This window comes from Sphaerochaeta sp. PS, from assembly GCF_032144095.1.
Lineage (GTDB): Bacteria > Spirochaetota > Spirochaetia > Sphaerochaetales > Sphaerochaetaceae > Sphaerochaeta.
The window spans coordinates 57183-77832 of sequence record NZ_JAVSNJ010000007.1 but is presented as its reverse complement, the minus strand read 5'-3'; the positions used below and the strand labels follow the sequence as shown (position 1 = coordinate 77832).

Annotated in this window: 16 protein-coding genes; 5 read left to right on the top strand and 11 right to left on the bottom strand. The window is 51.4% G+C overall.

Features of this window, described 5'->3' with window-relative positions:
- Nucleotides 1-96 precede the first annotated feature (96 nt).
- The 3 genes from gpmI to lgt are packed head-to-tail and all read right to left on the bottom strand — an operon-like array spanning nucleotide 97 to nucleotide 4499.
- Nucleotides 97-1743: a 2,3-bisphosphoglycerate-independent phosphoglycerate mutase gene (gene gpmI, locus ROJ03_RS08100; protein WP_313726514.1), complete on the bottom strand. Its 1647-nt coding sequence runs from the start codon at nucleotides 1741-1743 to the stop codon at nucleotides 97-99.
- A 22-nt stretch (nucleotides 1744-1765) separates the two neighbouring features.
- On the bottom strand, nucleotides 1766-3541 hold the full coding sequence (locus tag ROJ03_RS08095) for an aminopeptidase P family protein (RefSeq protein ID WP_313726513.1): 1776 nt from the start codon (nucleotides 3539-3541) through the stop codon (nucleotides 1766-1768).
- 10 nt (nucleotides 3542-3551) lie between these two features.
- Nucleotides 3552-4499, bottom strand: coding sequence for a prolipoprotein diacylglyceryl transferase (gene lgt, locus ROJ03_RS08090; protein ID WP_313726512.1), 948 nt, complete (start codon nucleotides 4497-4499; stop codon nucleotides 3552-3554).
- Between the two features lie 82 nt (nucleotides 4500-4581).
- On the opposite strand from lgt, the gene ROJ03_RS08085 reads away from it, so the two are divergent.
- The 3 genes from ROJ03_RS08085 to ROJ03_RS08075 all read left to right on the top strand — a co-directional run bounded on the left by ROJ03_RS08085 (nucleotide 4582) and on the right by ROJ03_RS08075 (nucleotide 8016).
- Nucleotides 4582-6018 (top strand): S41 family peptidase, encoded by a 1437-nt coding sequence (locus ROJ03_RS08085; RefSeq protein WP_313726511.1) that lies wholly within the window; start codon nucleotides 4582-4584, stop codon nucleotides 6016-6018.
- On the top strand, nucleotides 6015-6797 hold the full coding sequence (locus ROJ03_RS08080) for an RsmE family RNA methyltransferase (RefSeq protein ID WP_313726510.1): 783 nt from the start codon (nucleotides 6015-6017) through the stop codon (nucleotides 6795-6797). The genes ROJ03_RS08085 and ROJ03_RS08080 overlap by 4 nt, the downstream gene beginning before the upstream one ends.
- 109 nt (nucleotides 6798-6906) lie before the next feature.
- Nucleotides 6907-8016 (top strand): sigma 54-interacting transcriptional regulator, encoded by a 1110-nt coding sequence (locus tag ROJ03_RS08075; protein ID WP_313726509.1) that lies wholly within the window; start codon nucleotides 6907-6909, stop codon nucleotides 8014-8016.
- Nucleotides 8017-8070: 54 nt separating this feature from the next.
- Here ROJ03_RS08075 and ROJ03_RS13050 read toward each other — a convergent pair whose 3' ends face one another.
- The 5 genes from ROJ03_RS13050 to murA form a co-directional block, all read right to left on the bottom strand.
- Nucleotides 8071-8223 (bottom strand): FeoB-associated Cys-rich membrane protein, encoded by a 153-nt coding sequence (locus ROJ03_RS13050; protein WP_409530492.1) that lies wholly within the window; start codon nucleotides 8221-8223, stop codon nucleotides 8071-8073.
- A 9-nt stretch (nucleotides 8224-8232) separates the two neighbouring features.
- Nucleotides 8233-10266 (bottom strand): ferrous iron transport protein B, encoded by a 2034-nt coding sequence (gene feoB / locus ROJ03_RS08070; RefSeq protein WP_313726508.1) that lies wholly within the window; start codon nucleotides 10264-10266, stop codon nucleotides 8233-8235.
- Between the two features lie 48 nt (nucleotides 10267-10314).
- Nucleotides 10315-10536, bottom strand: a complete 222-nt coding sequence (locus ROJ03_RS08065) for a ferrous iron transport protein A (protein WP_313726507.1) — start codon at nucleotides 10534-10536, stop codon at nucleotides 10315-10317.
- 29 nt (nucleotides 10537-10565) lie between these two features.
- Complete coding sequence (locus ROJ03_RS08060; protein ID WP_313726506.1) at nucleotides 10566-10778, bottom strand: FeoA family protein; 213 nt, start codon at nucleotides 10776-10778, stop codon at nucleotides 10566-10568.
- Between the two features lie 593 nt (nucleotides 10779-11371).
- Nucleotides 11372-12661, bottom strand: a complete 1290-nt coding sequence (murA, locus tag ROJ03_RS08055) for a UDP-N-acetylglucosamine 1-carboxyvinyltransferase (RefSeq protein ID WP_313726505.1) — start codon at nucleotides 12659-12661, stop codon at nucleotides 11372-11374.
- A 92-nt stretch (nucleotides 12662-12753) separates the two neighbouring features.
- Between murA and ROJ03_RS08050 the strand changes: the two genes are divergently transcribed.
- Entirely contained in the window at nucleotides 12754-13770 is a 1017-nt protein-coding gene (locus ROJ03_RS08050) for an adenosine kinase (RefSeq protein WP_313726504.1), read from the top strand.
- Here the strand turns inward: ROJ03_RS08050 and ROJ03_RS08045 are convergent.
- Both ROJ03_RS08045 and ROJ03_RS08040 read right to left on the bottom strand, forming a co-directional pair.
- Nucleotides 13738-14931 carry an MFS transporter gene (locus tag ROJ03_RS08045; RefSeq protein WP_313726503.1) on the bottom strand — a complete coding sequence of 398 codons (1194 nt, stop codon included), beginning with the start codon at nucleotides 14929-14931 and terminating at the stop codon, nucleotides 13738-13740. The genes ROJ03_RS08050 and ROJ03_RS08045 overlap by 33 nt on opposite strands.
- A 10-nt stretch (nucleotides 14932-14941) precedes the next feature.
- Nucleotides 14942-15463 (bottom strand): helix-turn-helix domain-containing protein, encoded by a 522-nt coding sequence (locus tag ROJ03_RS08040; RefSeq protein ID WP_313726502.1) that lies wholly within the window; start codon nucleotides 15461-15463, stop codon nucleotides 14942-14944.
- 292 nt (nucleotides 15464-15755) lie between these two features.
- On the opposite strand from ROJ03_RS08040, the gene metK reads away from it, so the two are divergent.
- Entirely contained in the window at nucleotides 15756-16904 is a 1149-nt protein-coding gene (metK, locus tag ROJ03_RS08035; protein WP_313726501.1) for a methionine adenosyltransferase, read from the top strand.
- A 46-nt stretch (nucleotides 16905-16950) separates the two neighbouring features.
- Here the strand turns inward: metK and ROJ03_RS08030 are convergent, their stop codons facing one another.
- On the bottom strand, nucleotides 16951-20643 hold the full coding sequence (locus ROJ03_RS08030; RefSeq protein WP_313726500.1) for a YDG domain-containing protein: 3693 nt from the start codon (nucleotides 20641-20643) through the stop codon (nucleotides 16951-16953).
- Between the last annotated feature and the right edge of the window lie 7 nt (nucleotides 20644-20650).

Genomic DNA, 20650 nt, shown 5'->3' with positions numbered 1-20650 from the left:
AAATCGATGGGGTGAGCACAAATGTAGCAGAGAGCCTTTTGGGCTCCCTGCTACGGTTTGTCAGATATATTCAGAGGCTATCCTTGGCTAGCTGATTTACACAAGCCTGATGATGCTCTCATCATACCCTTCGGGCGTTGAGTAACCCAAGAGGTTGATGCAGGTAGCTGCAATACTGCTGATCCCAAGGCCTGTATTCAGCTCCCTGGAATACTCTCCGTTGTACGAACCGTCACAGATGATGCAGGGTACAGGGTTGAGGGAGTGGGAAGTCTTTGACTCCGGCTCCCCATTGGCCTTGTATTTTACCCTGCCATCCTTGGCGTGTTCGAACATGTCGTCAGCATTGCCATGGTCGGCTGTGATCACCAGAACCCCTCCGGCTTCCATGACAGCCTTGTAGATCCTTCCGATCTGCAGGTCCATGGCCTCCATCGAGCAGATGACAGCCTGGAAATTTCCGGTATGCCCGACCATATCGCCGTTGGGGAAGTTCAGCTTGATGAAATCCCACTTGCCACCTTCCACTTCCTTGATGACCCTGTCAGCTATCTCGGCACACTTCATCCAGGGCCTCTGCTCAAAGGGGAGGATGTCGGAGGGAATCTCCACATACTCTTCAAGCTTGGCATCGAACTTGCCACTCTTGTTTCCGTTGAAGAAGTAGGTGACGTGCCCGAACTTCTGGGTTTCGCTGATGGAGAACTGCCTCACCTTCGAGGCACAGAGATACTCTGCCATGGTCTTGTCGATGGCAGGAGGCTGGACCAGGTACTGCCTGGGGGCGTGCAGGTCCCCGTCATACTCCATCATGCCTGCATATTCAACCTTGGGAACGCGTTTGCGGTCGAACTCAAGGAGCTCCTCAGCCTCAAAGGCCTTGGTGATCTCAAGGGCACGGTCTCCACGGAAGTTGAAGAGGATGACACTATCGCCATCTTCGATGGTACCGACTGGCTTGCCATCCTTGGCAATGACAAAAGGAGGGAGGTCCTGGTCGATGGACTTGCTTTCGACCCGTAAGGTCTCGATGGCCTGGTGAGCCGACTCGAAGGTCCGCCCCTCCCCAAGGACATGGGTCTGCCAACCCTTGCGCACCATATCCCAGTTGGCGTTGTAGCGGTCCATGGTAATGACCATGCGTCCGCCACCGCTGGCGATCCTTGCATCAAAGGTTGCATCGTTGAGGGAGGCAAGGAAAGCCTCAAACGGGTCAAAATACTCCAGGGCACTGAGCTCTCCGACATCACGGCCATCGAGCAGGGCATGGATGCGGACCTTGGAAACACCGTCAGCCTTGGCCTGGAGGATCATATCCTGCAGGTTCTTGACATGGGAGTGGACGTTCCCATCGCTGAGCAACCCGATGAAATGGAGGGTGCTCTTGTGCTCCTTGGCGTTCCTGATGAGCTTCTTCCAGGTAGGGCCCTCAAACATCGCCTTTGACTCGATCGAGTTTATCACCAGCTTGGCACCCTGGGAGAATACCCGACCACAGCCCATGGCATTATGGCCAACCTCACTGTTTCCCATATCGTCGTCGGAAGGAAGGCCAACTGCAAGGCCATGGGCCTTCAGCTTGGTCCAGGGATTGTTCTTGTACAGCTTGTTGAGCGTCCCGGTCATTGCAGCGGCAACACCATCACCCTCGGCATATTTGCCGAACCCTACGCCATCCATGATCAAGAGGACGACAGGTCCTTTTCGCTCAATTCCAGAATTCTTCTTCAGCGCTTCTACCATGACAGTAACTCCTTATATTCGTTCAGAGAGGAAGGGTAGCCTGTCTCAGATAGGCTTTCGCCTCATCATCAACCAGATCCTTCAGTTCCTCATAGACCCACCGATGGTAATTATTCACCATGGAAATCTCAGCTTCGCCAAGAAGGGCCTTCTCTATCAACTTGCGTTCAAACGGGCAGATGGTCAATACCTCGAAACCCAAAAACTGCCCAAATTCAGTCTTGATGTCCTCGCGAACCGCAACTATGTTCTCAATGCGGATCCCATGCCGACCTTCCTTGTAGAGGCCTGGCTCATCACTGAGGATCATCCCTTTCTTCAGGGGGACATCCACAGCGCGGGTATTGATGACAGCAGGTCCCTCATGCACATTCAGGCGGAAACCCAGGCCATGGCCGGTGCCATGGAAGTAGGTCATCCCATTCTGCCAGAGGAACTGCCTGGCAAGGATATCGAGCTGGTAGCCACAGGTCCCTTCAGGGAAGCGGGCCGAGGCGAGGGCAAGATTGCCCTTGAGCACCAAGGTATAGTCCTGCCTCTGCTCATCAGTAGCCTTGCCAAACAAGATGGTTCGGGTTATGTCGGTCAGGCCGAACCGGTACATGCCACCGGTATCGAGGACCAGCAATCCATCGCCTTCAATGCGGGAGGAGCTCTCCTTCGTGGCGCTGTAGTGGCACATCGCCCCATGTTCAGCCCAACCGGAGATGGGAGAGAAGGAGGATCCAATGCACTCCTTGTTTCTCTCTCTCTGCTGTTGCAGCAAGGTAGAGACCTCGATCTCGTCATAGCAGCCGTGCTCAGTATCGAGGCGGGCGAGGAAGTTCACCAGGGCAACCCCATCAAGCAGGTGCGAACGGCGCATCCCCTCAAGCTCGGTCTCATTCTTGCAGGCCTTCAGGTCGGTGGTAAAATCCCTTCCCTTTACCTGTTTCGCCACCTTGATGGCATCAAAGAGGGTGAGGTTGGTCTTCTTGGGGTCAAAATAGATGGCATCGTGTTCGGTGATGAGATCTGCAATGATATCTTTGGCTATCGCATAATCGAGTATCTCATACTCCTGTGCCATATCCTCTGCAATCTGTTTGGAGAACCGCTTGGGATCGGTGAAAAGCCAGGCCTTCTCTGTCCCTATGAGAAGAAAGGAGAGGAAGACCGGGGAGTGGACCGAAACATCGGAGGAACGGAGGTTGGTGATCCAGGCGATATCGTCCAGGGAGGAGATGAGGGTATAGGTACACCCCTTCCTCACCATTGCCAGGCGTACCATGGTCAGTTTCTGGATTCGGCTGAATCCAGCAATTTCATTGGGGACCTCAACGACAGTGGTCGCTGGAATGCTTGGCCGGTCGGGCCAGATCTCATCCAGATAGTCAGGAGAAATCACAAGCTCAATGGCCGGGGTTGCAAAGGCCGCTTCCATCTCCTCCCGGGCAGTTACGGTAAGGGTTGAGGCGTCGATACCCACCCTCGATCCTTTTGCAAGCTGGGTTGCCAGCCAGCTCTGGGGGTCGGGGACCTGGGGTGTATCGAGTTTCATGAGGGAAAAGCAACTACCCTCGATCTGCTGGGCAGCTTGGATAAAGTAGCGTGAATCTGCCCATAGCAGGGCCTCATCTTTCGTGACAATGACAGTGCCGGCACTTCCGGTGAAGCCGGAGATCCACTGCCTGCTCTTCCAACGCTCCGAGACATACTCACTCTGGTGAGGATCGGTCCCGTTGATATACCAGGCGTCCAGGTTTTCACGGGCAAGGACAGCACGAAGGGCGGCAACTCTCTGATCGATTGATGGCATGTTTCTACTCCTAAGCCCTCTTGTTTGTTTTTCTTACCACCAGAAAGAGGGCCAGGCCGGCAAGAATCATGGAAAGACAGAACAGTTGTCCCATCGAGATATTGAAGAATGACTGGAAAAGGGCGATGTTGTCGCTCTCCTTTCCCCACGGAAGCATATAGCCCAAGTTCTCATCAGGGGCCCTGAAATACTCAATGACAAACCTGATGAGCCCATAGAGCATGAGGTAGAGGGAGAGGGCAAACCCATGGGGTTGCTTCTCCCTTCTCGGACGGATGACAAACCACATGAGCAAGAACAACACAACCCCTTCGAAGAGGGCTTCATAGAGCTGTGAGGGGTGACGGGGAAGATTGAGCAGAGCCCCAGTTGTATAGGGGATGTCCAAGCTATCAGCTATGCTGCGTACCCAGGCGTAGTTGGTGGAAAAATGGGGGGCATCGGGAAACACCAGTGCCCAGGGTCTTGTGGAGACACGGCCAAACAACTCGCCGTTGATGAAGTTTCCTAGCCGCCCGAAGGTATAGCCCAAGGGGGCCGAGTAGCAGACAGTGTCGGCAAGTTCGAGAAACGGCATCTCGTTCTTCCTGCTGAAGAGGTAGGCACCGATAGCCGCGCCAACCAACCCTCCATGGTAGCTCATCCCGGGAAGGCCGATGAACTGCCTCCCCCTGAAAGGCCAGAAGATCATCCAAGGGTGGGTCCAGTAGTAGAAGGACCCGTCATAGAAGAGCACGGAGAAGAGGCGGGCGCCCACCACAAGGCCGATGATACAGGCCAGTACCAGGTTAAGGGTCTGGTCCTGGTCGAGCGTTATCTCCTGCTTCCTTGCTTGCACCCGTATCAGGGCATAGGTGATGGCAAAGGCTACCACATACATAAAACCATACCATCTGAGGGGTAAGCCGGGGATGATTTCAGGAGAAATCCAACCGGGAAACAGGAAGAATTGAGTCATAGCGTGAGTGTAATGTGCAATAGTGTAGAGGTCAATACTGTAAAGAGTAGCCTAAAATTACAATATTTTGTATATTTCTCCTATGAAAAGAAATTATTCGACAAGGCTTAGCCTTTCGCTGATACTATTGCTTATCGTTATTCCTCTTTTCTCCTCAGGATCCCTAGAGGAATTAATCGCGACCCCTACCAACAGTTCCCTTGTCGCGCCCAAGAAGGTCGATACCATATCCACCGATATGGAGGCCCTGGGTCGGCTCTACCGCTACGTTGACAGCATCTACATCGATGAGGTCGACAAGGAGAAGGTCTTCAACAACCTTGCCAGCGCACTCATAGCATCCCTTGACGACCAATACTCATTCTACGTACCCCCTTCTGAAGCGACCTCCTATATGGAAGGCAATACTGGGATATATGGGGGGATCGGGACATACCTGAACAAGCCCTCTCCGGAGAAAAAAGACCTTTCCGATCCTTCCTCCTACATGGTCACGATCATTTCCCCCTTCCCAGGCTCTCCTGCCCAACGTGCAGGGCTTCTGGCAGGAGACCTCATAAGCCACATCAACGCTGAGAAGGTCGATGACCTCTCCAGCTATGAGGCGAGCATGCTTCTCAGAGGTGAGCCAAACACCCAGGTCACCATCACCGTGTTCAGGAATGGCACCTCCTTTGACCTTAGCCTGATGAGGGAGAAAATCAGCACACCGACGGTCGAAGGCAATGTGATCGATGGGGATATCGGCTACATAGTACTTTCCGAATTCACCCCCCAAACCGGCGAACAGATGCTCGATAGTGTCAAGAAACTGGTAAAAGAAGGCATCAAGGGCCTGATCATCGATGAACGCAACAACTCCGGTGGCGCAGTCGATGGGGCCATGCAGGTTGCGAACATCTTCCTGCCTGCAGGAAAGACCCTGGTGACCATCCAAGGGAAGAAAGGTTCAAACCGCGACCAGCGCTACATCTCCACAGGCTCCACTGTAGTTCCCAAGGACCTGCCCATAGTCCTGCTTACCAACGGGGGTTCGGCCTCTTCCTCAGAGATCCTTGCAGCCGCACTGAAGGACAATGGCAGGGCCACCCTCATAGGGACAAAAACCTTCGGCAAGGGAATAGTGCAGGATGTCTTCAAGTTTGGCGAAGGGTATGCGCAGGTAACCACTGCCCACTACTATACCCCAACAGGGGAGAACATCCACAAGAAGGGCATTGAACCGGATATCAAGATTGAGGATATCAAGCTTGAGGAATCCGAGATTCCCGCCTACGAAAAGCTGATGACAGACAAGGCCCTTTCGGTTTTTGCCGACAACCACCCAGAGGCTACCACCGAGAACATCCTCCTCTTTTCAGAGCAATATACCCAGGAAGGCATCAACAGGGATATCCTGAATATCCTGATGAGAAACGAGTACCTTGGAAGGATGCCCTATGATGACAGGCCGGTAGGGGACCTTGTCTTTGACAATCAGCTCAAGCGCGCTGTTGAGTTCATCCGTACAGGCAAATGAGACAGTACCTGCTGGATGGATCCTTCCATGGGGAGAAGAACCTCACCCTAACCGGTAAGGAGAACCAGTACCTGGTAAAGGTACTGCGCCTGAAGGTGGGAGACCAGATACTTGGCCGGGACCGCAAAGGCAAGACCTGGAACCTCAGACTGGAAAGGATAGAGAAAAACAGCTGTACACTCTCAGCCACTGCTACCGAGGAGGGCGAGGCTGTGGTTTCCATAGACTCCCTTCCTTCGTACGGGGGGCCCTACCCCCGCCTCTTTCTCTATCAGTGCCTCTGTAAGGGGAAGAAGAATGAGCTGATCGTCAGGCAAGCCACCGAGATCGGGGTTGAGCAGATCACGCTCGTGCAGAGCAAGTTCTGTGTCAGGGACTTCTCAAACAAGAAGGAGAGCGCCTCAGATCGCCTGGAAGGCCAGGTCAAGGAAGCAATCCAGCAAAGCGGATCACCCATCCCAACCCGTCTGGACGACCAGATCCTCTCCATCGAGGAGCTTCCTCAGCATTGGCAGAACAAGGGCCCGTTCATCTTCTTTCACCAGAGTGAGAGAGGGCTGAGCCAGAGCCTTCCGAAGTTGGTTGCCACCATACCCTCCGGCACACCGGTGGGTATCCTTATCGGCTCTGAGGGTGGGCTCTCCGATGAGGAGTGCCTTTTCCTCGAGGAGGCTGGCTTTCTTCCCGCTTTGCTGAACACCAACATCCTCCGCGCGGAAACTGCAGCCACCTACGCCCTCGCTGTGGTCCAGACACTTATGACAGAAACAGAGAAATAAACCGGTACACCTCTTATTCTTAGAGTAGCGGACCAAAACAAGAGAACCTACACTTTTAGCATTGGAAACTAACCAGAACAATGTGGCCCGTTGAAGGAGGTGCTTTTTCATGTCTCTGCACATCGTCTCGTCTGATTGGCGTTTCAAGGGACGCTTCAGAAACTACTTTTCGCGTGAATACTTACATGAATACAGTATGGTCGAGAAATTGCTTGCAGCACTTGCAAAACAAGGGCATGAAGATACCCTCTGGGTCATTGCAGATGAAAAGCTTGGCTCGAGCTCACAGGGCAAGCTGCTCTCTGAATTACAGGAACTCCGGTTGCAGGGGAGTGTCCTCCTGTTCCTAGACCGCGGACACATACCTTTCAAACTCCCATCCCTCCCATTTCCTGTTGAATTCGTCCACAAGGAGAGCCTTGACTATCAGATGCTCTTTTCCCGGTTGGGTGCAACAGAGAGCGTAAGCGAGCATGCAAGCTACTGTACGGAGAGCCTCATAGGAGAGAGCAACTGTATGCAGGAGGTCAGGGAGGCGCTGGCCCTCTATGCCAAGCAGGAGTGTTCCATTCATCTTTTTGGAGAGACTGGCACAGGAAAGGAGATAGCTGCATCCATCATCCATAGGATAGGCAACCCCTCCAGGAAAATGGTTCCTGTCAACTGTTCCCTACTGCAGGGACAGCTTGGCGACTCCATCTTCTTCGGGCATGTCAAGGGAGCCTTTACCGATGGAAAGAGCGACCTTCCAGGCCTCGTCCATGACGCCAATGATTCGACGCTCTTTCTTGATGAAGTGGAGAACCTCTCCCTGGAATCGCAGGCAAACATGCTGCGCCTCCTGGAAAATGGCAACTATCGCCAGATAGGGGATACGCAGGTAAAGAGTTCCAGGTTCAAGTTGGTAAGTGCCTCGAACAAGAATCTGAAAATGCTCATCAAAGAGCATAGGATGCGAAAGGATTTCTACTACCGAATCTCAGACACCACGATCAGGCTTCCTCCGCTGAGGGAACATGCCGAGGATATTCCTTTGTTATCCCGTCACTTCCTCAAACAGCACTTTCCAGGAAAGCAGATATCTGAGCAGGACATGAAACTGCTTCAGCTCTATTCTTGGCCCGGTAATGTCCGTCAGCTCTTCTCAACCCTGAAGCGGTCCTCCATCAGAAGTGGGCGCAACCCTTTGCTGCAGATCGATTCACACGATATAGCATAGGAAACGGGGAGAGAGGACGAAAACAAACCTCTCTTCCCGGAATTTCATCATACTCTAGTGACAGGAGGAACTGCCACAACTGGAACAGTCCCCAGTGCATGAAAACCCTTCTTTAAGCATATGCCGTCTCCTGGCTTCACGGATCCTTCTTTTGGTAAAGAAGAACAAGAACACGAGGACCGACGCCGCTATCACATAATTGATCATAGAGCCTCCCTAGAAGAGCAAATTGCCCAACATATGTATCGCTACCGCTACAATATACGCTGTCAGCATCTGGATTCCCACCTGCCCAAACGTACGTCTCCAACTCTTCAGTTCCCGCCTCATGGCCCCTACTGCAGCAAAACAGGGCATGCAGAGTAGGTTGAAGGCCATATAGGCCAAGGCTGCCTGACGGGTAGGGATGTCCTCCTTGAGGGTAGGCAAGCCATGTGCATCCCCGCCAGTCATGAGTACAGCCTCGGTGTAGATGTCAGAGGCAGCCTCACTGTCATAGATGCCATCCTCGAACCCGTATTCGCTAAGCTCGTCTGGCGATGCATCTGCAAAATACTGGGCAAGGTACGTTTCATTGATATCCTCGGCATAGAGCTGTGCCAAGGTCACCACAACCATCTCCTTGGCGATCCATCCTGTGGCGATTCCCACCGTAGGTCTCCATTCGCCAAAGCCAGCGGGAATGAAGATTGGGGCCACAGCCTTACCGACAGAAGCCAAGAATGAACTCTCGATCGGGGCCAGGGGGGTACCGTACTGCCTCTGGTTATTTCCATTGAACGATGAGAAGTTGAAGTTGGAGAGGGCCCAGATAAGGATGGTGGCGGCCAGGATGACGGTACCAGCCTTCTGGATGAAGCCCTTGACCTTCTCATAGCCATGGATACCCACACTGCGGAGGGTCGGGAGCCTATACTGGGGGAGCTCCATAAGGAAGTTGGAGGTTTCACCCTTATAGGCAATCTTGTTGATAAGCAGCGATACGACAACGGAGACAGACAAGCTCAACATGTAGATGAAGAAGAGCACCAACGTCTTGTTGCCTGAGCTGAAGAATGTCGAGACAAACATGATGAAGATGGTCAGTTTGGCGCCACAGGGCATGAAGCCACAGAGCAGAGTCGTGATCCTGCGGTCCTTCTCATTATCGAGGGTACGGGTTGCCATGATAGCCGGTACCGAACAACCGAACCCCATAAGGAGTGGGATGAAGGAACGGCCAGAGAGCCCAAACTTACGGAACAGTCGGTCCATGACAAAGGCCACACGAGCCATATAGCCACTATCTTCCAAAAAGCTCATCAGGACATAGAGGACCAGGATAAGGGGAAGGAAACCCAACACCGCACCCAGACCCTCCATGATACCGGAGATTATCAGGCTATAGGCCCAATCTGCGGCTCCCGCGCTTGAGAGAAGTGTTGAGACTACATCGGTAAGGGAACCCCAAAGGGTCTCCACCAAGGAGGCAAGGGCGATACCGGGGCTCGGAAGGCCCTTGACAAACAGGAAATTCTCACTGAATGTGGCCGCAAACATAAAGTACATGATGAAGGCGAAGGCAGGAAGGGCCCAGATCTTATGGGTCAGGACCCTATCGATCCTGTCGGTGATGCTTATATGGGCAGGACCTGTCTTCGAGCCGTGCCTGACACTTGCCTGCACAACTTCTGTGATACAGCTGTAGCGCTTGTCGGCGAGGGTGTCTTCATCAACCTTGGTTGCCAGATCATAGACAGCAAGCCTTTTGGGAAGACGGTTACCTTCAATGGTGCGCTTGACAGCTTCCATCAGGGCATCGATCCCCTTTCCTGAACGAGCCTCCAAGGGGACAACCTCGACGCCAAATTCAGCTTCCAGTCGCTTGAAATCAATATGGTCATTGCGTAGGGCAACCTCATCCATCATGTTGATCCCCAGGACGGTGGGAACCCCAGTCTCCATGATCTGAAGCGCTAGATAGAGGTTGCGCTCAAGCGAGGTGCCATCGATGATGTCAATGACACAGTCTGGTCTCTGCTTGACTATGAAGTCATGGGCTATGACCTCTTCCGCGCTATACGGGGAGAGTGAGTAGGTACCAGGAAGGTCGACGATGTTCATCTGCCTGTCCTTGCGGTAGACACCCTCTTTTTTGTCAACAGTTACCCCAGGCCAGTTTCCTACATGTTGGCGGGATCCAGTCAGGGTGTTGAAAACAGTGGTTTTGCCGGAGTTGGGGTTTCCGGCCAATGCTATGGTATACGGCATTTAGGTCTCCTATATGTTAGTACTGACTAACTGTCAGTACAAAAAAAATTACTTCTCGACTACTATCAGTGATGCTTCACTCTTGCGAAGGCTCAACTGATACCCTCGAACCGTAATCTCTACAGGATCGCCCAGTGGTGCTATCTTGATGAGCTGCACCTGCACATTTGGAGTGACCCCCATGTCCAAAATCCTCTGTCGCATAGCTCCGGTCGTGCCTATCGAGACAACCTTGGCCTTCTCGCCAGGTCGTAAATCCCCTAGTGTCATCTTTGTTTCTCCTCGTATCTCTAATGGCTTTATGCTACATTGATTCTGTGGGCAAGCCCCTGGTTAAGGGCAAGCCGTACGCCTTTCAGCGTGAGGATGAGGCCGTTGCTATTCTTGCCGATTACTTCCACCTGTTCTCCGAACACAAAACCCAAGTCGAGCAGATGCCGTTTCATGGCATCTTCACCATTAAGGGAAACAATGGTTCTCTTCTCTCCGACCTGAAGCATGGATAGTGGCATAAGGGTCCTCCGTGTTAGGTGTGCCTAACTCTTCTTCTTTTATACCCTTCGCCCTCCGTTCTGTCAACACCTTTTCCAAAAATACTGTCTCTAGCCCATACTATTCAAAAGGGAGCAAAAGAAAAACAGCAGAGGTTCCCCACCGTTTCGGCTCTCCTTCCAGAGAAGAAGAAAGGAGGGACCCCTGAAGTTTTCCTACCAGAAGGGTTACGTATATTTTCACGTGAAAAGGAGGGGATAACTCTCGCCACAACGTGAGTTATCATATAGGCAATGAAAAAGGACTGCTTGTGGATAACCTGTTGATAACTTGCTAGGAACTTGTAGAAATGAGGGGTATGGAGACTAATGGAAACAGTACTTTTCCTATATAAGAATTAGATGGGAATCATGCCAATAGATTGTAAGCAATTTGTTATAAAGGAATTACTTGTCACTCCTTCAAGGAAAGTCAGAATAAACCGTGCCAACCTAGGGTGTATACCACCTATTCCTTACCTCATCACTAGGGTTTGAACTGCTTGTGGATAACCTGTGGACAACTTTGGGATAACCCTGTGGATAGAGCTTTGAACTCTAGGGAAAATATGGAGTTAGGAGATTCGCTCAATGGCAAGGCCAAGGGAGAAAAGCTTCTCCGAAAGCCGCTCATAGCCTCGTTCGATCTGGTAGATGTTCTCTATGGTCGAAGTCCCCTCTGCACAGAGGGCCGCAATTACCAGGGCCATACCTGCCCGGACATCGGGGCTGGTAACCACCGACCCATAGAGTTGGGAGGGGCCGTTGACCACTGCCCGATGGGGATCACACAAAATGATGTCTGCCCCCATGCGGATGAGCCAGTCAACAAAATACATCCTCGACTCGTACATCTTCTCATGTACAAGGATCGAACCTTCCATCTGGGTTGCACATACGGTGATGATGCTCAACAGGTCGGCAGGAAACCCTGGCCAAGGCGCATCATCGACCTTGCCTGTGTGCCCGCCAACTTCCTTGTAGAGGACCCTCTTCTGCTTTCTGGGTACCAGAATGGAGGACGGGCCATCCTGGATAAATTCCACCCCTATGCGCTCAAAACCGAGGCGGATCATCCTCAGATGTTCAAGCTCCACCTTCTTGATAAGGATCTGGCCTCCGGTTGCACCTGCTAGGCCTATGAAGGAACCTACCTCCATGTAGTCGCTTCCTAGGGTAAATTCACAGCCATGCAGCTTTTTTTCCCCTTTGATGAAGAGCCTGTTCGAGCCGATCCCCTCTATCCTGCAACCCATCTTTGTTAGCATGGTGCACAGGTCCTGCACGTGGGGTTCACATGCGGCATTGCTGAGGATGCTCTCCCCCTCTGCCAGGGATGCAGCCATGATGACGTTCTCCGTTGCAGTGACCGAGGCTTCGTCCAGAAAGATGCTGCCACCCTTCAGGCGGCTATGCTTTGCCTTCAGGTGAAGTTTTCCATCAGGTTCAAGGAGGCAGGAGGCACCAAGGGAGGAGAGTCCGAGGAAATGGGTATCCAGCCTCCTGAGGCCGATGACATCCCCTCCGGGAGGGTCGAGGCTCACTTCCTGCTTGATGGCCAACAGGGGGCCGAGCAGGAGGATGGACCCCCGTACAGCCTCCACAGAATCCTTGCCGAGCAGGCCGGTGCGGCTTCCGCTGCTAATCTCCAGGGTATGGGCATCCACTTTGGTGATGGTCGACCCCAGGTTCTCCAGAAGCTTGCACATGACCCGTACATCCTCTATGTCAGGGACGTTGCAAAGCCGTACAAGATCGTCGGTGAGTAGGGTCGCGGCCAGGCAAGGCAGGGCGGCGTTCTTGTTGCCGCTTATACTTACTTCCCCTGAAGCCGGAATGCCACCTTCTATCCTGTATGACGCCATATGATCCTCCAAAAACCATGGTACCTGCACCTTGTTGATTTAGCAAGGTCGTTGTTGAACTCTATTACCTATCGATGATAGAATATGTGGAGATGAAACAGATTGAAAAAAAGGTTTTGGGGATAGGAAACCCTCTCATTGACATCATTGTCAGTGTTGAGGAGTCGGACATCCTCTCCTTGGGTATCCATAAGGGAACCATGGCCCTCATACAGAAGGAGAGGATGGCCGAACTTCTTCTACTCTGCAAAACCCGACAGACCTCCTACTCATGTGGGGGGTCCTGTCCGAACACCATCATCGCCTTGGCTTCTCTGGGGATAGAGACCACCCTTGCAGGAAAGGTAGGAGCCGATGAGAACGGCAAGATATACGCACAGACCCTGATGGCCCTCAATGTCCATGATGAGCTTGCCATCACGGACAAGGAACCCACAGGCTCGACGGTAATCCTCATCACCCCCGACAGCGAGCGGAGCATGAATACCTTCCTGGGTGCGAACCGTCTCTACGAAGAGGCTGACATCAACAAGGAAAGTCTTGCCGAGGCCGACTATTTCCACTTCACCGGGTACATGTGGGACACCCTTAGCCAACAACAAGCCATAACAAAAGCCTTGGCTATTGCCAAGGAAAACCATACCATCGTCTCCTTCGATGTTGCAGACCCCTTCGCCGTAGGCCGTTACCGTGATACGTTCCTCAGGATAATCCAGGAGAACTGTGACATCGTATTTGCCAACCGGGAGGAAGCCCGGATACTCTTTGACAACTACGACCCCTATGAGTGTTGCCGATCGATGGGCAAGCTCTGCAGGACTGCAATTGTGAAGAATGGAAAGAAAGGCTCCTTCATCTCCCACGAGGGAAAGATCTTTACCGTTCCGGTAAAGGGTCCTGTTATCCCCGTTGACACCACAGGGGCCGGGGACGTCTATGCCGCCGGGTTCCTCTATGGGCAGTGCAAGGGCTATTCCATCGCAGAATCAGGGACCATCGCATCCATCCTTGCCGGACAGATCATCACCCAAAGGGGGGCACAGTTCAGCAAGGAACAGGCCGCAGGGCTACGCGCCTTACTGGAGACAGGCACCTGGCGCAGCCTGTAGGAACCTTCGTTTCAGCACAACCAACAGAGTCAATCCAAGGAGGGATACAACCAGCCAGAACATGGGGATGGATACATGGGTGAGGACAACAATAGCCAATAGGCTGCTGAATAGGCCTCCACCTTGGAGAGCAAACGAACTGAGGCTCAACACTGACGAGCGTACCTGGGCCTCCAGGCTCAGGTTAAGCAGATACCCTCCAACAACAGAAACACAACCAAGGGCCAGGTAGATAGCCAGATACACTGCCACAAACAGGATGGGTGTTCTGGTAATTGCAAGTACCAGTTCCAGCAATAAGGAAAAAGTGATCACAGTCAGGAAGATGGCCGAAGGCCTCACCTTTTGCATCAGAACCTTTCCCAATAAGGAACCTACGATGCTAATTGCAAAGACAGATCCTCCAACCAGCCCCAAGACCCAAAGCTTGCCATCAGATGAGAGCAAGAGTTTCAGGTATGGTTGCCAATAGCTCTCCAGTGAGGCGAGCTGAAAACCCTGGAGCAAGGAAAACAGCATATACACCTGCACAAACCTGTTGCCTTGCAGGGACTGGAAAAGCAGTTTTGCCTTGTTCAAAAAAGAGGGATGCTCTTCCTTCCTCTGAAATTGATCCTTGGGAATCAAAACTGATACCAAAACCATACAGAGGAAGAGCAGAAGTATCCTACAGAAGAGAAGGGTGTCAGCCAGATGGGGCCCACTCTTTCCCAAGGTAAGCAGAAAGCCCCCCACTATGGATCCCAAGGCCAGGGCGACGGCCGATATAACTTCCATGGCGAGCATCACTTCCTCGAGAGGTCTTCCCGCCTTCAGATGGTTCTCGATGAAGAGGGCATCAAGGCTGCCTGAAGTGAAGGCCCTTCCTACCCCATTGCAGGCAAACCCCAAAAGGATCAGTGCCAAGCTTTGGGTAAACAGCAAAAGGCTTCCCACCAGATTGAACAACAATCCCATCTGAAAGCCGAGTCGCCTTCCCCTGGCATCACAGAAGATGCCGCTTGGAACCTCAAAGACCATGACAGATGTCGAAAAACAGAGGACAGCTGTGCCCAAAAGTGCCAGAGAAAAACCCTTGCTCACGATGATAAGGCTCATGGCGGGAATGGCGATCCCAAGTGAGAGGTACCCCAGAAAGAGCACAACCAGATAATTTCTCATGGAATAGGAATTAGGCATGGTAGGCAACCAACGAGTAGACAAATGGAACGGTACCCTCTTTCTTCTGCTCATGACCGGCAATATAGGAGCGGATCAAGGCGATAAGTTCCTCACTCTCGATAGGGGTAAGATGCACCACGCCTGTCAACATGTCACCCATGAAAGAACCTTGGACAGTTTCGAGAGTGCTGGCCTTTGAGAAGAACCCCTCCTGCACCTCCTTCAGGAGGTTCTGGGCCACGGCTTCCTTTGCCCCTCCTTCCGCTACCCCTATGCTGATGGTAGCATCCGTCCTCCTGTAATAGATAGCCGTAATCCCGTGGACCAGTTCAGTGTGGTCAACTTCAACTGCCCCAAGCTCAACAAGCTTGAGGATATGATGCTTGGCACTTGAGCTGGTGATAGCAAGGGTGTCTGCTACCTGCTTGGCTGTCATCATGCCCTTTATGGCCAGGAGGTTGAGCATCTTCTGCCTAAGAGGATGCATGAAAATCTTCAGGTCCCTGTCGTCTGATAGGAGTATAGTGTTCATAACAATATTTATAACATAACAATTATTGTTATGTAAATAGAATTCTCTGCAGTTTTATGCTGTTCCTATCCTTATCTGCTTCATAGGGAGAAAATTATTACCTCTTCTCTTTGCAGGGCAACCACTATCCTTGTAAGGTTTTCCCTTTTTTGATAGTATGGCTGGTAATGACGTCGATTTGACAGCCTCCCGGCTTGCAGACGTCAATAAAGAAACTTGCTAAAAGGGGAGCGTAACATCATATCATGTTGCACTTTGTTCCCCCTTCCGCAGTCTCTAAAGGAAGGGTTTTATGTTAGAAAACGGTACACATATTTTTACCTCAGAATCGGTAAGCGAAGGACATCCTGACAAGGTCTGTGACCAGATTTCGGATGCAGTGCTCGATGCCTGCCTTAGCCAGGACCAGTACAGCAGGGTTGCCTGTGAAGTCTTTGTAACCACTGACACCGTCATAGTCGGCGGAGAGATCACCACCAATGCAACAATAGACATAGAAGCGATCGTACGGGCCACCGTTAAGGAAATCGGGTATACCGAGCCCGGTACCGGCTTTGACTACAAGACACTGAAGGTGACCAACCTCACCAAGACCCAGTCAACGGACATCTCCCTAGGAGTGACCGCTTCCTCAAGCCTCTATGGGCAACAGGGGGCCGGAGACCAGGGCATGATGTTCGGCTATGCATGTGACGAGACAGTTTCTCTCATGCCTGCCCCTGTCATGTGGGCCCATGCATTGCTCCAGAAGGCAAGCGAACTGCGTAAGGCAGGTAAGGCACCACTACTGCTTCCTGACTCAAAAAGCCAGGTATCGGTCGTCTACAAGGATGGCAAGCCCATCCGTATCGACTCGGTTGTCATAAGCCACCAGCACAGGGAGAGTGCAACAAGGGAGCAGGTTGCCTCATTCCTCACCAAGGAAGTCATCAACCCGGTCCTCAAGCAGAGCGGCATGCTAACTGCAGAGACCAAGTTCTACATCAACCCAACCGGGAGGTTTGTCATTGGCGGCCCTGCCGGTGACACCGGCCTTACAGGAAGGAAGATCATTGTGGATACCTACGGCGGAATGGGCCGCCATGGCGGTGGTGCCTTCAGTGGGAAGGATCCCTCCAAGGTTGACCGTTCAGCTGCCTACATGGCACGCTTTGTGGCCAAGAACCTGGTTGCCAACCATCTCTGCCAACGCTGTGAGGTCCAGTTCTCCTATGCTATCGGGGTTCCATACCCCATTTCAGTCTATGTCGATACCTTCGGCACAGGCGTTGTGGATGACAGCAGGCTCGAGGACCTGGTCAGGGAGAAGTTTGACCTCTCCCCATTCGGTATCATCACCACCTTCTCCCTGCTTAGGCCAATCTACCAGAAGATGGTAAACTACGGCCACTTTGGCAAGAGCGATGCCCCCTGGGAAGAGATCATAGAGCTCAAGATCTGAGAGAATGGAAGAGGGGATAAGGCATCAAAGCCTTATCCCCGATCACCTAATCAAAGAAATATCTTGTAGCACGTATTAAAACTTGGTAGTTTTTCCCATACACAAAACTAGATCCCACAGAAGAGCTGAATTCCGTTCCTGATGCGTTATCTACGGCTGAGTACCCAGGTTGATTACATTCAGAAGAATTCCAGTACAAGGCATAAAGATACCCACCAATGGCAGTTTGGTTGTCATATAAAATGGTTGACTCCCCCTTCGACGGCAGGAACCAGTCGCTATAGCCGCCACCCCTATAGGATCGAGCCAGGCCAGCAGCATAGCTGGTGCTTACTTCACTTGAAAGAGCAGTTATGATCGTATCAGTATTTGTTGCTCCAGCACCTAATTTGTCGTTTGCATATCCATCAACGCCAACGTATGTGCCCTCTATTCCCCAACGTATGGGACCTTGATGGGTTTCAGCCACTATCAGGCCTTTTCCTATAGCAACAGGATCTCCACTTTTATAAAGATACCCGACAACGCCCCCTCCATAGTAATCTCCAACTGCGAGAGCTTTGCTTCCTACAGCGATCTCCCTATCAGCACCTGCAAGAGTTCCGCTGACAGCTGCTACCCTGATCCTTACCCTTGAAGAGGATGTTGCATTACCTGCAAGATAGATTCTTGACCTACCTCGGTCATCTACCGTTATTGGTGCATATGCACTGTAGGAAGAACCAGTAAGGGCGACGGAAGCTTCCAGGCCTGTAGTGTTTACCGCAAAACCGGTCAGGTTTACGATGGTTGAATGCGATGGAGAACTGGGGTAATACCCCACGATAGATCCACTTGGGGCCGCCGGAGCAGAGCGCATTACAGTTGATGTAGCAGGGCTGGTAATCGAGCCTGTATAATTTGTTCCTTCTGCGGTTGCTGTAATAGATATTGCAAATCCGACATCTGCTTCCACCAGAGTATAGGTTGAGCTTGAGGCTCCACTTATTGCAGCCCCTCCACGTTTCCACTGATAGGTTGGAGTCCCTGAATTGGTAAGGCTAGGAACAGAGGTCAGGACATTGCCAACTGTTGCATTCCCTATAATGGAAATACTCCCTCCCATATTGGCCTTATAGATCGTAACACTACTCGATGCAGTCGTTGTTGTAAGCGAGTAGTTGCCTGCCTTGGCACCGGAAAGTACCATTCCTGTGACTGAAACAGCTTTGCTTATACCAGCATTTGCATCGGCAAAGGTGAAGGTACCATGTACATCGACATCATCTGAACCAACTTTATTACTAACCATGAAAGATCCAGAGCCTGCGGTAGTTCCATCATAGATCTTGCCATTAAATATCGGAGTAACAGAAAGGGGCCTCTTCGCGACCGTAAGGGTTCCCGTATCACTGGTAACGAAGCTGTAGTTGGTTGCGCTTCCACCTGTTATGGTGATGGGATACCTACCTACTCCTGTTGAGGTTGTGATGCTATGGGAGACTGTAGGCGCTCCATATCCACTGGCAGTCAGGGCTGTCTCACCATTGACGAAGCCCGTTACAGCAACATCAAAGTTGGGGTTTGCATCACCATAGGTCTTGGAGTAGTCGTCCAACGTTGCAATTAGGGTTGCCTTGCTGATCGTGGCATAGGTCTGAATCAGTGATTGGACCATGTAGTTGGCACTCCTATCACCAGAAAGCGTTATTCCAGTCACCCTGATAGGATCTGAATAGGTGGCGTTTGCATCTTCGAAGGTAAAGGTGCCAGTGACACTGATAACATCTCCAGAGACTACTCCATTAGCAGCGATGCTACCTGTGCCAGCAGTTGTTCCATCGTAGATTTTGTTATTTGCTACACACGAAACAGTTAGGATTTTTTTCTGAATAGATAGGGTTCCCGTATCAGTTGTATTGAAACTGTAATTATCGGCACTTCCTCCTGCTATGTTGATATAATACTGTCCTACCTCAGTTGAGGTTGTGATGCTATGGGAGGCTGTAGGCGCTCCATATCCACTGGCAGTCAGGGCTGTCTCACCATTGACGAAGCCCGTTACAGCAACATCAAAGTTGGGGTTTGCATCACCATAGGTCTTCACATAGGTTCCCAACGTTGCAGTAAGGGTTGCCTTATAGATCGTAACCCTACCTGATACTGTCGTAGTTCCAAGCGAATAGTTTCCTGCATGGGCACCGGAAAGTGCCATTCCTGTAACTGAAACATCCTTGATAGTACCAGCCTTTGCATCGACAAAGGTGAAGGTACCATGTACCTTGACATCATCTGAACCAACTTTATTACTAACCATGAAAGATCCAGAGCCTGCAGTAGTTCCGTCATAGGTCTTGCCATTAAATATCGGAGTAACAGAAAGGGGCCTCTTCGCGACAGTAAGGGTTTTCGTATCACTGGTAACGAAGCTGTAGTTGGTTGCGCTTCCACCTGTTATGGTGATGGGATAACTGCCTACTCCTGTTGAGGTTGTGGTGCTATGGGAGGCTGTAGGCGCTCCATAGCCACTGGCAGTCAGGGCTGTCTCACCATTGACGAAGCCCGTTACAGCAACATCGAAGAGGGGGTTTGCATCACCATAGGTCTTGGAGTAGTCCTCCAACGTTGCAATTAGGGTTGCCTTGCTGATCGAAGTCTTTTTGCTCGTATCATCAAGGACCTGATAATTCGCGGCATCGTCTCCATCTAGGAAGTATTGGATGGTAACAGCCTTGTCACTTCCTGCATTGGGATTAGCACATAGTGCCGTTACACTACTAAGTGTCACAGCATCCCCTTCAAGCCCCGTACTTAGGTCACCAGGATGGGTTACTAGTACCGCTTTCAAGCCATCATAGACCTTGCTAGTAGCAATGGCTGTTCCCGATACGGTGAGTTCTTTCTTGGTAATCACGCCTGTAGTATGGTAATCAACAGGCTTGGTATAGTTTTCGCTACCGTTACCGGTTATCGAGTACACAACGGTAATGGTTTTACCTGTACCAGAGCTCTCACTCTCATAGGAAGCGACAGCAGTGATAGTTACACTATCACTAGGAGATACGTTAGTAAGACCTCCAGGGGATAGTATTACGGCAGTTGTTGATTTGTCATACTGTTTTGTGGTTGTAAGAATTGGATCAGTGATGGTCAGTACTATGGGTGAATAAGGAGGTACGGTTACTAGCAATGCAGGGCCTGCCTCCAGGCCTTTCCCTGCTGCCAATCTGAAATCATAGTTCCCGGGAACGAGGGCAATTTCACCTTCGGTGCAAACTGTGTAGGTATCTTCAGAGGCAGGCTTATATTCCATTGCAGTAGTTGTACCTGTAACACTGCCCTTATTGTCAAACCGAGTTGGAGCTACTGGGCTGAGGGTATTAGGAGTTGATTGTCCAAAAACCACAAGAATGGTCTGTTCTACTAACTTACCAACTGAAAGGAGGACTTCCTTGGAGCCTGTGCCAATTTGAGTTTTATCTCCATCAAAAGCAGTGACAGTAAGAACCCAGGTACCTGGAGTAAGGTCTGAAATCTTTATCGTTGTTTCCGTAAGGTTTTCCAGCAAAATGGTTGATCTGCTTCCGGCAAGCGTCCCACTAATTGCATAGGTTGCTACATCTACTCCAACATTTTCAAACTCAACCTGCAAAACAATCTCACCCATTTTCTCCATCATGTCGCTACAACCGACAAAAAGGAGGAGCATACAGGCAAGCACAACAAGCAACGCTGAAATATGTCTGTTCATGTTTTTCATACCATCC